The sequence below is a fragment of the Pseudomonas sp. Irchel 3E19 genome (genome assembly GCF_900187585.1).
Taxonomy (GTDB): domain Bacteria; phylum Pseudomonadota; class Gammaproteobacteria; order Pseudomonadales; family Pseudomonadaceae; genus Aquipseudomonas; species Aquipseudomonas baetica.
In genome coordinates, this window is sequence record NZ_FYDT01000025.1 from 20011 (window position 1) to 33244 (window position 13234).

General features: G+C 58.0%; 13 protein-coding genes. 6 read left to right on the plus strand and 7 right to left on the minus strand.

What is annotated here, in order from left to right:
* Positions 1–197: 197 nt before the first annotated feature.
* Positions 198–2819 (plus strand): EAL domain-containing protein, encoded by a 2622-nt coding sequence (locus tag CKW18_RS16740; RefSeq protein ID WP_095189811.1) that lies wholly within the window; start codon positions 198–200, stop codon positions 2817–2819.
* A gap of 27 nt (positions 2820–2846) precedes the next feature.
* On the opposite strand, the gene CKW18_RS31495 is transcribed toward CKW18_RS16740, so the two are convergent.
* From CKW18_RS31495 to CKW18_RS16760, 4 genes are all read right to left on the minus strand, one after another.
* Positions 2847–2996, minus strand: coding sequence for a hypothetical protein (locus tag CKW18_RS31495; protein WP_310867543.1), 150 nt, complete (start codon positions 2994–2996; stop codon positions 2847–2849).
* A gap of 161 nt (positions 2997–3157) precedes the next feature.
* Positions 3158–4504 (minus strand): glutamine synthetase family protein, encoded by a 1347-nt coding sequence (locus CKW18_RS16750; protein ID WP_095189813.1) that lies wholly within the window; start codon positions 4502–4504, stop codon positions 3158–3160.
* A 22-nt stretch (positions 4505–4526) separates the two neighbouring features.
* Entirely contained in the window at positions 4527–5084 is a 558-nt protein-coding gene (locus tag CKW18_RS16755; RefSeq protein WP_095189814.1) for a helix-turn-helix domain-containing protein, read from the minus strand.
* 25 nt (positions 5085–5109) lie between these two features.
* Positions 5110–6399, minus strand: a complete 1290-nt coding sequence (locus CKW18_RS16760) for an FAD-binding oxidoreductase (RefSeq protein ID WP_095189815.1) — start codon at positions 6397–6399, stop codon at positions 5110–5112.
* Positions 6400–6597: 198 nt separating this feature from the next.
* Between CKW18_RS16760 and CKW18_RS16765 the strand changes: the two genes are divergently transcribed.
* The gene (locus CKW18_RS16765; RefSeq protein WP_095189816.1) at positions 6598–6948 is read left to right on the plus strand and encodes a hypothetical protein; all 351 of its coding nucleotides are present in this window, start codon (positions 6598–6600) and stop codon (positions 6946–6948) included.
* A complete protein-coding gene (locus tag CKW18_RS16770) occupies positions 6945–7637 on the plus strand; it encodes a hypothetical protein (RefSeq protein ID WP_095189817.1) in 693 nt (230 codons plus the stop codon). The genes CKW18_RS16765 and CKW18_RS16770 overlap by 4 nt, the downstream gene beginning before the upstream one ends.
* 2 nt (positions 7638–7639) lie before the next feature.
* Here CKW18_RS16770 and CKW18_RS16775 read toward each other — a convergent pair whose 3' ends face one another.
* The gene (locus CKW18_RS16775) at positions 7640–8545 is read right to left on the minus strand and encodes a hypothetical protein (RefSeq protein ID WP_095189818.1); all 906 of its coding nucleotides are present in this window, start codon (positions 8543–8545) and stop codon (positions 7640–7642) included.
* 156 nt (positions 8546–8701) lie between these two features.
* Here CKW18_RS16775 and CKW18_RS16780 point away from each other — a divergent pair, with 156 nt between their 5' ends.
* From CKW18_RS16780 to CKW18_RS30605, 3 genes are read left to right on the plus strand one after another with little or no spacing between them, the layout of a single operon-like run.
* Positions 8702–10045, plus strand: coding sequence for a hypothetical protein (locus CKW18_RS16780; RefSeq protein ID WP_141233110.1), 1344 nt, complete (start codon positions 8702–8704; stop codon positions 10043–10045).
* A 15-nt stretch (positions 10046–10060) separates the two neighbouring features.
* On the plus strand, positions 10061–10858 hold the full coding sequence (locus CKW18_RS16785; protein ID WP_095189820.1) for a dienelactone hydrolase family protein: 798 nt from the start codon (positions 10061–10063) through the stop codon (positions 10856–10858).
* 46 nt (positions 10859–10904) lie between these two features.
* Positions 10905–11063: a hypothetical protein gene (locus CKW18_RS30605; protein ID WP_170947272.1), complete on the plus strand. Its 159-nt coding sequence runs from the start codon at positions 10905–10907 to the stop codon at positions 11061–11063.
* Positions 11064–11145: 82 nt separating this feature from the next.
* Here the strand turns inward: CKW18_RS30605 and CKW18_RS16790 are convergent, their stop codons facing one another.
* Together CKW18_RS16790 and CKW18_RS16795 are read right to left on the minus strand one after the other, a co-directional pair.
* Complete coding sequence (locus CKW18_RS16790) at positions 11146–12477, minus strand: ATP-binding protein (protein WP_095189821.1); 1332 nt, start codon at positions 12475–12477, stop codon at positions 11146–11148.
* Positions 12477–13181 carry a response regulator gene (locus CKW18_RS16795; RefSeq protein WP_095189822.1) on the minus strand — a complete coding sequence of 235 codons (705 nt, stop codon included), beginning with the start codon at positions 13179–13181 and terminating at the stop codon, positions 12477–12479. The genes CKW18_RS16790 and CKW18_RS16795 overlap by 1 nt, the downstream gene beginning before the upstream one ends.
* Positions 13182–13234 lie beyond the last annotated feature (53 nt).

Consider the following 13234-nt stretch of genomic DNA (forward strand, 5'->3'; position numbering starts at 1 on the left):
CATATCGCCGAATGCCGCGAAGACACGGTGTTCCGGGGCCGGACGGACGGTCACGGGATTGCGCTGCGCCAAGGCAAAACCACCGTACCTTCACTACGCTTGTGAAAGCCGCCGCCGCGCAATCATGACGAACCAGCGGAACATCGCGCCAAGGCCGTTGCTCTAGATTGAAATAGACACGGGATCAGGTTGAGCAAATGGATATGTCCACACACGCTGTGCCCGTTCCTCCTTTGCAGAGTGCCGTCACTCGCCGCCTGGCCCTCGCCATCGGTGCGCTGTTCGTTGTCGGCGTGCTTGCCGCGACGTGGGCCCTGTTCAGTATCGCCGCCCGCCTTGATCAGCAAGAGGCCAGGGACGTCCGGTTTTACTCGGCGCGGGCACTGGAGAACCGCATCACCGCGTCAAAGAGTTACATCACCAGCTACGCCAGCTGGACCACGGCCTATGAGCATCTGCACGACCGAATCGACACGGATTGGGCTTACAGCGAACAGAATCTCGGCAAAACCCTGTTTACCAGTGACGGTTATGAAGGCGTGTTTGTGCTGGATCGGCAGCGGACCAAGTACGCCGTGGTGCAAGGACAAATGGTCGATGCCGAGCTGTCCGGTTTGCTCAAGATGTCTGCTGCGTTGCTGGTCGAACAGGTGCAACGCCAGCCCGACCTGACGGTTCCCGTGAGCACTTACTCGTTGTTCGAAGGCTGGCCGGCGCTGGTGACGGCCGCAGCGATCCTGCCCAACGATGAGCGCCCACGGGAAGATCCGCAACAGACCTCGGTGCTGGTGTTTGTCGACACGCTGACGCCGGCCAAGCTGCGCACGATCGGCAGCGCTTATGGCTTGCGGAATTTGACCCTGACCGCGGACGACATGCTCGACGAGGAGCAGCCGCGCGTGCCGCTGGACAGCACCGGCTACAGCCTCACCGCCGACCTGCACAAGCCCGGCCAGCAATTGCTCTGGTCATTGTTACCGCCGCTCTGCGCCACACTGCTGGTGCTGATGTTGTTGACCGCTTATTTCTTTCGCCACGCCTTGCGTTCTTCGACCTACGTCGACAACAGCTTCAGCACGATGCAGGCGTCGAATCAGGCGCTGGAAACAGCCAACCAGGCACTGGAAGCCAGTGAAGAACGTTTTCGTGCGGTGGCCGAAGCGGCTTCGGACTGGATCTGGGAAATCGATCGAGACTTGCAACTGACCTACCTCTCGGCACACTTCAGTGAAGTCACCGGTTACTCGCACACCCAGTGGCTCGGGCAAGGCATCGGGCAACTGGTGTCGTGCGATACCACGCCGCTGGAGCTTTGGTTGAAAAAACTCACTGGCGAAACAAATGCCAGCGACCTGCGCTGTACGTACCGTGATCACACCGGTCAGCAACGCCACTGCCGGCTCTCGGCACGGCCAATTCTCGAACGGCACGCCGTGCTCGGCTATCGCGGCACCGCCAGTGATATCACCGACGAAGTCGCCGCCCATGCACAGATTCAACACCTGTCCATGCACGATGCGTTGACCGGTCTGCCCAACCGCAACCAGTTGGCACGCTATCTGGATGATGCACTGCTGTTAAAGGAACATGCACCGCCGCTGTCCCTGCTGGTGATCGATCTGGATAACTTCAAACCGATCAACGATTCCCTGGGCCATCCGGCCGGTGATGCGGTCCTGCAGGAAGTCGCCAACCGCTTGCGCGACTGTACCCGCGAGCTCGATATCGTCGCGCGGCTGGGCGGTGACGAATTCGTCGTGGTGCTCAACGGCATGGACAGCCGCAATGAAGTCGACAAGTTCTGCACGCGTCTGGTCGCCAGCCTGCACCAACCGGTGGTTTTCGAAGATCACCCGCTGCACGTGGGCGCGAGCATCGGCATCGCTCTGAGCCGCCGCCTGGGTTATGTGCCCGGCGAGTTGATCCGCTGTGCCGACATTGCGCTGTATCAGGCCAAGTCCGAGGGCAAAAACACCTGGTGTTATTTCGAGGCGCACATGGGCGACCAGATCCAGACTCGTCGGCAGATGGAAAGCGATCTGCGCTGCGCACTGAAAAACGACGAGTTCGTCCTGCACTATCAACCGCGCTACAAGGTTGACGGCAAGCACATCGTTTCGGTCGAAGCGCTGGTGCGCTGGCAGCACCCGACCAAGGGCTTGCTCGGACCGGACCTGTTTATCGCCCTGGCCGAACAGACGGATCTGATCGTCCCGCTGGGCCGCTGGGTATTGCGCGAAGCCTGCGAAACCGCACTGACCTGGCCTGAGGACATTGTGCTGTCGGTCAATCTTTCCCCGGCCCAGTTTTCTGCCAGTGATGTCGTTGCAGACGTGCGCGAAGTGCTGATCCAGACGCGCTTGCCGGCCAGCCGACTGGAACTGGAGATCACCGAAAACGTCATGCTGGTCGACACCGACGGTGCGCTGGGCACCATGAATGCCCTCAAGGAGCTGGGTGTGCGCTTGAACATGGATGACTTTGGCACCGGTTACTCATCGCTCGGCTACCTGCGCGCCTATCCGTTTGACGGGATCAAGATCGACAAGCGTTTCATCGCCTCCATCAGCAGCGGCGCCAATGATCGCGCAGTGGTGCAGGCAATCATCGGTCTGGGCAAAGCCATGGGCCTGACCGTCACCGCCGAAGGTGTCGAGACCGAGGAGCAACTGAACATTCTCGGCAAGGATCAGTGCAACGAAGTTCAGGGTTATTTCATGAGCCGGCCCGTCGACAAGGCGGCCTTCGCGCAACTTCTGACCGAGTCCAGAAAACGCCTGCCCGATCCTTCGCCACCCAAGAAAGGTCGTGTGGTATGAGCGACCTTTGTTTGCTGTGCGGTTTTTTCATTGCGGGGTACGAGCAAGGGGCACGCCGGTGAACACACTGCCGGCATCGCGCACCAGTTGGCGCCACTCGGCACTGTTGATCAGTCCCTGTTCTTCCATGTCATCGGCGGCTTTGAGCAACTCGTCGTACTGCTGCTCCGGGTCCATCCTCAGCTGCGCTTGCGTCGCCAGTTTGCGCCATGCGGCCAGTGCATCTTCTTTCGCTGATCGAACATAGGTTTGTCTCGTGCCGGAATATCCGATAGAGAGAACGCGGGCGTCCGGTGTTCAGCGCAAGCGACGAAAGGAGCATTGGCCGGGCTCAGCCATCACAAATACCAGCGATACTCCCGCGCACTGATCTCCTGCATGAATGCCAGATGATCCTGGCGTTTGTTCTCGCAGTACACGTCCACGAACTCGGCGCCCAGGCCTTCACGTAGTTGCGGCTGATGCTGCATCGCCCTCACCGCTTCAAACATCTCTGTCGGGAAGGCGATCCCGCTATTGCGGTCTTCATTGAGCGCTGCGATCGGTTCTTTACCTGCCGCCAATCCATGCTCCAAGCCCACCAGAATCGCCGCCAACACCAGATACGGATTGGCATCTGCGCCCGCCAGTCGATATTCAATGCGCAGGTTCTTCTCATCCGACTCGGGAATGCGCAAACACGCATCACGATCTTCAAAGCCCCAGCTTGCTTTGGTGGCGGTGTTCACCGTGCCACTCAATCGGCGCATGGCGTTCTGGTTCGGGGCGAAGATCGGCATGCTGTGGGGCAACAGCTGCAGACACCCGGCGACGGCGTGGCGCAAAGGCTGCTGTTGATTCGCCGCGAGCAGATTATTGCCGGCCGCATCATAGAGGCTGACATGCACATGCATGCCGCTGCCCGGATGCTGCAGGTACGGTTTGGCCATGAAGCTGGCGCGGTAGCCATGTTTGAGCGCGACGCCACGGGTGCTGCGGCAAAACAAAGCAGCCCAGTCAGCTGCACGCAAACCGTCGTCGAGGTGGCCGAAGTTGATTTCGAACTGGCCGGGGCCCAGTTCAGCGGTAATCACGGTAGCGTCGATGCCTTGAGCACGAGTGGCCTCGACCATTTCGTCGAGCACCGGCGCGAAGCGTGACAAGCGTTCAATGTGCATGTTGGGCTGATCATCGGCGTCGTCGGTCAGGTCGTCGCGGGGGAACTGGGGTAAGCCGTCACGCAGTTTTTTGTCGAACAGGTAGAACTCGAGTTCGAAGGCGACGACGGGGTGAATGCCTTTGCGCGCCAGTCGGTTCAGCACCTGCGCCAGCACCTCGCGAGGTTCGAATTCGATCGGTTTTTCCGTGCCGTCAGAGGTGATCAGCATCTGGCCCAGTGGCTGCGCTTCCCAGGTCACTGGTTTGAGTGTGCCCGGCACCAGTCGGCGCACGGCGTCGGGGTCGCCGTCGTTGAAGCAATAGTCGCCAATCTTGAACAACCCACCCTGCACACCGAGCAACACGCAGTTTTGCGGCAGTTTGAGGGCGCTGCCGGCGGCGACTTTTTCGAGCATGTCCATGGGATAGCGCTTGCCGTAAAAATGCCCCGGAATGTCCAGGGAAATCAGGTCGACATAACGCACCTCGGGGTAGCGTTGGCGAAACGCCCGTACTTCGGCGAGCAGGTCAGCGCAGACAGCGTCCATCGTGTTCATCCTTTTATTGTTTTCAGGTGTAGACCCACAGCACGCGGGTGAGCTGGTCGGTGAGATTGCCGTAGCGGCAACGGGTGTGACTGTCGAATTGAAAACTGTCGCCGGTCTTTAAAGTGGCGGGCTCTTCGTTATCGCCGAGCCATAACGTCAGTTCGCCTTCGAGCACGTAACCGCCCTGCTCCGAGCTGTCGTTCAAGTGCCGGTCGCCGCTGCTGGCGCCGGGTTCAAGGTGACTTTCGAGCATGGAAAACGAGGCGCGCATCTGCGGCGACACCAGAATGTCGGTGATGCCATTGGCGTAATACAGCGTGCGGCGCTCGTCCGGGCGGGTCACCCACGGCAATTCCTTGGCCTTGGGCAAACTGTAGAAATAGGTGGTCGGTACGCCGAAGGTTTCGCTAATCGCCGTCAGGTCCGCCACCGTGGGCCGGGACAAACCGCGTTCGACCTGCGACAAAAATCCCACCGAACGGCCGATCTTGTCGGCCAATTCCTTCAGGGTGCATTTCTTGTGCTTGCGCAGGTCGTGGATCAGGATCGCCAGCGCGGCGATTTCTTCTTGCTTATTCATGGCCGGGATTCCGCAAAATGGATCATCAGATGCTGTCGCGCAGTCGATACCAGGCCTTGCCGATGGCTTCCAGCGGCGCGGCGAAGTGTTTGCCGCCGGGGAAACGGCCATTGCTCAAGCCTTGGTATAACGCCAATTCATCCGCATCGCCGAGAATGGCGTCAGACACCGCGCGAGCCGCTGCCAGTGTCGGCAGCACGCCATGTCCCGAGTAACCCTGCAGCCAATAACGATTATCCTCGCCGCCGACATCCGGCGTGCGGTTCAGGGTCAGATCGATGTGCCCGCCCCAGGCAAATTCCACCGCGACACCTTTGAGCTGCGGGAACACACGTTCGAGATACGGCCGGGTCGCCGCCGCGATGTCCTTGGGCATGCCGCCCAGATAGGTACAGCCACCGCCGAACAGCAAACGGTTGTCTGGCGTACGGCGGAAGTAATCGAGGACGAACTGGTTGTCGGTGACACAGACATTGCTGGGCAACAGTGCGCTGGCTTGTTCCGGCGTAAGTGGCGCGGTTGCGACCTGATAGGTGCCCACCGGCAAGATGCAGCTGGAGAGTTTCGGGTCGAGTTCATCGAGATAGGCATTGCAAGCCAGCACCAGCACATCGGCTTTGATCGAGCCATGCGCGGTGTTGACCCGAAAACCTGCGCCCTCCTCCTGATAACTCAGCGCTTTGCTTTGCTCAAAGATGCGCCCGCCGGCGCGCTCGATGGCAGCCGCCAGACCCAGTGCGAGTTTCAGCGGATTGAGGTGCGCGCCTTCGGGGTCGTAGAGACCCGCCTGATAACGCTCGCTGGCCAGCCATTGCGGCAGCGCTTCGCGTGGGATGAATTGCAATGCATCGTGGCCCCATTTGTGGCTGGCCTCGTGTTGCCATTCGGTCAGCAGACTGACTCGGCGCGCCATCACCGACGTCCACAGATGTCCGGGGCGATAGTCGCAGTCGAAGCCATGGCGCCTGGGCAATTCGCGAAGTTCCTGAGCTGCCCAGCGCATGCCCTCCCACAGCCGTTTGGCTCGTTCATGACCCAGCGCGGCTTCCAGTGGCGGCATATCGCATGACCAGCCCAGAATCGCTTGCCCGCCATTACGCCCCGAAGCTGCCCACGCCACGCGACTGGCTTCCAGCAGCGTCACGCGCTTGCCGGCCAACGCCAGGCGCAACGCGGTGTGCAGACCACTGAAACCGGCGCCAATGATCACCACGTCGGTGTCTTGGTCACCTGCCAAAGCGGGTCGATCGCAGAGGATTTCGGCGCAACTGTGGGCGTAGTAACTGTCGACATGGCGCAGGGATTGCTGAAACATCTACGGCCTCATGAAATTATCTTTCTATAATTTCATGAAAACTTATACCTAATATTTCACGCAAGCAACCTGAAATTCTTAGTGGGCGGAATCGCCAATCACACGCTCATTGATTGCTCCCATCATGTAGTCGCCATCACTTTGACAGCATCGAAAGTAGCGGCTAAGCCTTATGCAGGTACAGAGAGGGAGCACTGAATGCGCCTGATAGGGATATTGCTTGCGGCCTGCCTGGCCAGTGGTTGTTCCGTTGTCACTGTAAAAGGCGCTCAAACCCAGCAACGCTTCATAAACATTGGCCCGGTCGATCTACGGACCGACATGCCCGCGCGTGCCATCGTCACCAGCGCATTCGGCGTCGGCGCAACGAGCATTCAGGGCACCAACAATATTGGCTACCTGAATCAGGAAGTCGTCGTCATCCCCTCTCCCTCTTCCTGCAACCTGATCCTGATCGTTCGCGACCCCAAACAAATCGAAAACATCAAAAAAGCACTGGGTGAAACCATCAACCACGTGTGCTCTAACTCTGCAGAGGACATCCCTTGAAAAAGTATCTGATTGTCGTGCTTCCACTGGTTGCAGCGGTCGGCTGCACCAGCAAAACGCCCTTGGTGTTTGTATCCAAAACGTCTGTTGGGGTTGAGGTTTCGGCCCCGGGAACAGGCACCGGGGAGTTTGGCGCATCGATTGGCGTGAATACGCTTGATGCGGCTTATGTGCCGGTTGTCGAGCGCACCTCGAAGTCTGGGGAAAATATCCATCAGATCAAGTCGGGCGAATCATTGACCGCTGAAGAGCGTAAGCACCTGGCCAAGATTCTCACTGATCAAATCGGCACCGAAAGCAACAACATCACAGCGCTGCAAACAACCAAACTCAGGGCTACTGCTGCAGAAGATAAAGAGCAGGTCCAGAAAGACATCGACAGCTCCCGGCGGACAATTCAGGACTTAAGCACGGATCTAGGCAAGGTTCTGAGCCGCAATGACGCTCTGTCTGTGTTCTCCGCCTTCGACTCAAACACCCTCCTGCGAGCCGATAGTGCAGGCCAGGGCATTGGCAAAGTATTTGCCACAGGACTAGCCGCACAACACGTCGCGCGAAGCTTCAACCAACAGGCTCTGGCCGAGGCCGGTTGCAAAGAAAAAATTGCACCGACTGCCGCCAAACTGGCGGCGACGGACGATCAACCCAGCAAAGAACTCGCGATCAAATTGCTGGGGGCCTGCGAATAGCATCAAAGTGCATTCGATAACTTTTCAAGAAAGTCATTAATGTCTTTATGGGCAATTCGGGTATTCAGGCTTTCGCACAATTTATCGTTCTTGTCCCAATCGAAGGTGGGTGATCCATTCTTGATAGTGATGGTCACTGCTTTGTCTGGGTCATCACCTTCGGAGGCCTGTCTGGCGATTTCCCCGGTAAAGGTTTGAAGCGCCGCCTCGTCTGGCGCTGAATCGGGTTGGCCACTGGCAAGCGCCGCAAACAGTGAGTTCACGTAGGCGTTGTATTTTTCATAGTGATGGTTGATGAAAATGGCGTCGGGATCATCACCAAAGAGTGAGTCAAACATATGTCCGACACCCGGACCATACGCCTGGGGTGGTTTTCCTTTTACATGCGCATAACTGTCGCCGAATGCGTGAATCAGGAAACCCAACTGCCAATCTGGAACACCAGAATCAGGTTTGACCGCGTCCTCGATCATTTTCTTCAGGCGTGCCCTTCGCTCATAAACCGCATTTGTGTCTCCCCCATGCAAAGAATGAAGTCCGTTCACCACCTGTCTCCGATAGGTCCAAAGCCCTGGCGTGATGCCATAAATAGAGACAGGTACAGCGTTAAGCTTCCAAAATTCCTCATCGGGAGTCTGAGTGAAACATGAGATACGCTGGATCTTGTCGAGATCGTGATACCCCGCCAGATAAGCGACGTAACCGGCGGTATAAAAATGCCCGTCCTTAGCGAAGAAGACGCTCGGATCGTCGACAGTCGCGCCTTGCGCGCTGGTCGACGCAGTGGAGGCGGGTTTCGCCGGAACGGCTTTCAACTGGTGAATCTGCTGATCGGTAGAGCAACTCGCCTGCATTAAAACGATCGCGAGCCATGGGAATGTTCTTGCAAAAGCCCGAAATGAAATCATCTTTGCGCATCCTTGCTGTGGTTTCAGGGAGATGTTTTATCGAACAGTAGTACACGTCAGCTCCAGGAACACTGGAAGCTCATAACAAAATGCCAGCATCGACACAAAAACCTTCTACTCTGCAAATCAGGATGCAACAAACAGAGGACGATGGTGATGCGCGCACTGATCATGGTCATTGTGTTGGGCTTTACGCTCCTTGGCTGTGCCCCGCTCAAACAGTATCACCCTGCCCCCCCGTACCTTAAACCCTACGATCTCGCCCCCCCTCTGGCATCCTGCTCCGTTGATGACGCCCGCAAGGCTGACTTCCAGCATGGTTTCGTCGAGTTCGACGAGTACGGCAACCTGCTGAATCCTGCTGTGTTTGAAGCGCAAATGAGCGAGATCCGCTCAGTTCAAGGGTCAGTCCTTATCGTCACGTATTTGCACGGCTGGAGGCACTCCGCAGCGCCGGATGATGAGGATGTCCGTGAATTCAAACTGGCAATGCGCAACATCGCTGCCATGGATGGTTGCAAGCGTAAGGTGATCGGGCTGTACATGGGGTGGCGAGGCCAGGTATTTGCCAGAAACTCGCCACTTGATCTGATCACGTTCTGGGATCGTAAACAGACGGCGCACAGTGTCGGCAGTGGCGCGGTCACCGAGGTGCTGCTGCGTCTGGACAAAGAGCGCGTGCGGCGTAACAGCAACAGCCAGCTACAGGCAAAAAGCGATACACAAAGCCGCCTGGTATTCATCGGTCATAGTTTCGGTGCTGCGGTCTTGTATACAGCGCTGGCACCGATATTGGTCGAGCGATTCACTCAGAGCACGAGCTTCGATCCAGCCGACGAACTTTCAACAACCGGTTGCCAGAAAAACCCGAGGGAGGCGCTCAAAACAGTCGGTGATCTAGTCGTTCTGATCAACCCTGCGTTCGAAGCAATGCGGTTGGCCACATTGCAGAAACTGAGCATGGGTTGTCATTACACGAATGATCAGCAGCCGGTTCTGGCAATCGTGACCGGCACGACGGACCTGGCGACAAAGCGGGCTTTTCACATCGCCCGGGCACCCAGGGCGAGATTTCAGAAGTACACCACTGATGTACCCGAAGGTTATGAAGCCAACTCAACGGCTGTTGGTCACTACGCCCCCTACCAGACACACTTTCTTTCTTCGCTGGAATATTCGACTGACAGCGCCGCGCGGCAAACCTTTGAGGGATGCGAACAGTACATCAACCCTCAATTGCGAATGAACCTGGCAAAACTTTCAACGACGGCGCCCATAGGCTTCGCCATGTTCCCCTCGCAACAAAAGCACAAAGACGGCTCACAAAAATATTTTGATCTGAAATTTGAGAAGAATCCGCAACTGAAAAATCCACCGGACCACAACCCTGTACTCAACGTCAAAGCGTTTGCTCCGGTCATTGACGGACACGGGGGAATTTATAGCTGCCAGTTGATGACCTTCATTGGTGGCCTGATTACCCAGACAATAAGCAACTGACGCTGGAGGTCTGCAATGGACATGAGTGGATACCAGTCATTTGTTTTCAGCCATTCAGACTACACCCATACCGTTTATATGAAGGGTAGCGGTATTCCTGTCCTGGTCATGCATGAACTGCCGGGGCTCACCCGCGACACCCTGCAATTTGCCGAACGATTGATCAGCGCAGGGTTTCAAGTGTACGTACCGCTGCTGTTCGGCCAACTGCAAGAAAGGGGATCTTTGCTCAAGGGATATTTCCATTGCATCAGTAAAGAGTTTGCCTACCTCAAGGCGGGCCGGAGTGCCCCTGTCAGTGACTGGTTGCGTGCCCTTGTCAGAGAGCTGGGTGCCACGCACGGCCATGACCGGATCGGCGTCATTGGAATGTGTGTCACCGGGGCATTTGTGATTCCACTGATCCTTGAAACCAATGTCGGTGCGGCAGTGGCGTCCCAGCCGGCGATACCCTTCAAGTTCAGATACTGGTTAACCGGCAGGGGTGAAGGCCCCTGGATGAGCGAACTGAACATTGCCGACGACGAACTTGAAGAGGCCAGCCGGACTGCCGTGACGAAGGGGTGCGCGGTATTGATCCAGCACTTCAGCGATGATCGGCTATGCACTTTGCCGCGAATCCAACGACTCGGACAGGCGTTTGCAAAAACCGGCATCGTCTACACATACGCGCCGCCAGCAGATGGTCGGCGCACCCACCACGCGTTACTGACGTATGAGTACGACTCGGCAAAAAAACCCACGCAAAACCACCCGACTCGATTGGCCTTGCAACGTGTTACCGATTTTTTGCATCTCCATTTGCAGGCGTAGCACTCCCATCAAAACACCCCGCGCAGCACCATGAAGGAACGAGCAAATGACAGTGAAGTCAGCCTTGATAGCGGCAAGCATCATAATCGTTTCCCTGAACCCGACAGTGGCGCGGGCAGACGACTACCGCAGCTATCGGTTGCCTCGTGGCTTTGTGGTCGACCAAGGTAGCGACAAGGCAACGATGATGATCGCTACGCGCTGATCGAGTACATGAAAACCCTTTGATGCAGAGGATTGAGCGTGTGTATCTGACGTGTGCGTCTTGAGAGTGGCTCAAGGCGCGTTCATTGAATCGGCAATTCGACCCGCGCGACCAAACCACCACCGTGCCGATTGCTCAGCGTCAGCTCCCCGCCCTGCTCGCGCACGATGGCCCGCGCCGCCGAGAGCCCGAGGCCCACGCCGCCGGTGTGACGGTTGCGTGAGGCCTCGAGGCGAAAGAACGGATCGAATACCCGTTGCAGCGACTCCTCGGGAACGCCCGGCCCCTCGTCGCTGACGTCGATGCTGATCACGCGCTCATTAGTGGTGAGCTCGATGCGCGGGTGCCGTGCGTACTTCGCGGCGTTATCCAGCAGATTGACGATCACTCGCTTGATCCCAAGCGGCCGCCCTTCATAGACCAGATGGGCCGGACCGTTGTAATCGACGGCAATATTCTGATCACGATAGTCATCAACGATGGTGTGCAACAGCTCCGACAAGTCGAACGCCGTACTTTGTTCCGGCTGGGTGTCTTCGCGAAAGAACGCCAGCGCCGCGTTGATCATCGACTGCATCTCCTCGATGTCGCGAATCAGCTTGCCTTGATGATCAAGATCCTCCATGAACTCACTGCGCAAACGCATGCGTGTCAGCGGCGCGCGCAAGTCGTGGGAGATGGACGCGAGCATGTGCGTGCGCTCGCCGATGAAGTGCTGAATCTGCGCCTGCATGGTGTTGAAGGCGATGATCGCCTGACGAATCTCGTCCGGGCCTTCAATCTTGATCGGCGGTGCGCGCAGGTCGCCGCCAAACCGACGCGCGGCGTTGGCGAAACGCTGCAGAGGTTTGGCCAGTTGGCGTGTGGCAAGCCAGGCCACCAGCACCGTGGCGATCAGGCCCAGGGCGATGATGATCGCGATGCGTGTGCCGATGTCCAGTCCCCAGGAGCGCTCTCGCAAAGAAAACAACAACCAGCTGCCATCCGGCAGTTGAATCAGCGCCGCATACCGGCCCTGCTGACTGCCGCTCGGCCAGTCGGCAGGGTTGAACACCCGAATCTGTCGGTCATCGCCCAACAACTGATGCAACACCGATCTCTTGTCTGCCATGAGCGGCGTACCCCCCGGGGGCAAGCCGAGTTTGTCGCGTTGCGCACTCCACATCACCTCCTGTGTCAGGCCGTTTGCCGCTTGCGCCAGTTGCGTGCGCAACGGTGCCGGTGCGGCCTCGATGACCTTGACGGTAGCGGCAATCTGCTCCAGCAGCCCGGTGCGTTCAATCGGCGGTCGCGCCCAGGTACCCGCGACCTCCACGAACAGGAAATTGAGCGCCAGCGACGCCAGCATGGCCGCGACAATGGTCAGCGCGATACGCCGACTCAGCGGGTCGCGCCGCAGGAATCGAGGGATCATCAACCCGTGACCTTGGCGGTGAACATATAGCCGCCGTTGCGTACCGTGCGGATCAGATCGGGACGTTTGCAGTCCGGTTCGATCTTGCGTCGCAGGCGGCTGACCTGCACGTCAATGCTACGGTCGAAAGCGTCGTGGCCCCGCCCATGTGTGAGATCAATCAGTTGCTCACGGGTGAGGATGCGCTGCGGATGTTCAAGAAACACCACCAGCAGATCGAACTCGCCACCGGACAGCGGAATCATCACGTTTTCCGGGGAGCGCAGCTCGCGGCAGGTAACATCCAGATGCCAGCCGGCAAAAGCGATCACCGGCCGCGACGGTTCAACTGAACGCTGCTGTTCACCAGCCCGCCGTTGCAGTGCACGCACACGGGCCAGTAACTCCTGTGGGGCGAAAGGTTTGGTCAGGTAGTCGTCTGCGCCGAGTTCCAGACCGACGATACGATCACTCAGCTCGGCCATCGCCGTCAGCATGATGATCGGAATGCCCATCTGCGCCCGCACTTTCTGGCACAAGCTCAGCCCGCCTTCACCGGGCATCATTACGTCGAGAATGATCGTGTCCGGGCGCTGCTGCGCGATGGCCGCCCACATCGCCTCGCCATCCGCCGCCACGTCGACTTCATAGCCGTGCTGGACGAAGAACTTCTTCAGCAGGGAGAGAATTTCCACGTCGTCGTCGACAAACAGCAGTCTGCTCACAGTCACAGGCTCCGGCCAGAAAAGAGCGCATCTAAAACCATTCTGGCGCTCGG

Bases quoted from the DNA above. Each gene is read 5' to 3' on its own strand.
- CKW18_RS16740 (WP_095189811.1), top strand. From the start codon at position 198: ATGGATATGTCCACACACGCTGTGCCCGTTCCTCCTTTGCAGAGTGCC.
- CKW18_RS31495 (WP_310867543.1), bottom strand. From the start codon at position 2,996: ATGGACCCGGAGCAGCAGTACGACGAGTTGCTCAAAGCCGCCGATGAC.
- CKW18_RS16750 (WP_095189813.1), bottom strand. From the start codon at position 4,504: ATGGACGCTGTCTGCGCTGACCTGCTCGCCGAAGTACGGGCGTTTCGC.
- CKW18_RS16755 (WP_095189814.1), bottom strand. From the start codon at position 5,084: ATGAATAAGCAAGAAGAAATCGCCGCGCTGGCGATCCTGATCCACGAC.
- CKW18_RS16760 (WP_095189815.1), bottom strand. From the start codon at position 6,399: ATGTTTCAGCAATCCCTGCGCCATGTCGACAGTTACTACGCCCACAGT.
- CKW18_RS16765 (WP_095189816.1), top strand. From the start codon at position 6,598: ATGCGCCTGATAGGGATATTGCTTGCGGCCTGCCTGGCCAGTGGTTGT.
- CKW18_RS16775 (WP_095189818.1), bottom strand. From the start codon at position 8,545: ATGATTTCATTTCGGGCTTTTGCAAGAACATTCCCATGGCTCGCGATC.
- CKW18_RS16780 (WP_141233110.1), top strand. From the start codon at position 8,702: ATGCGCGCACTGATCATGGTCATTGTGTTGGGCTTTACGCTCCTTGGC.
- CKW18_RS16785 (WP_095189820.1), top strand. From the start codon at position 10,061: ATGGACATGAGTGGATACCAGTCATTTGTTTTCAGCCATTCAGACTAC.
- CKW18_RS30605 (WP_170947272.1), top strand. From the start codon at position 10,905: ATGACAGTGAAGTCAGCCTTGATAGCGGCAAGCATCATAATCGTTTCC.
- CKW18_RS16790 (WP_095189821.1), bottom strand. From the start codon at position 12,477: ATGATCCCTCGATTCCTGCGGCGCGACCCGCTGAGTCGGCGTATCGCG.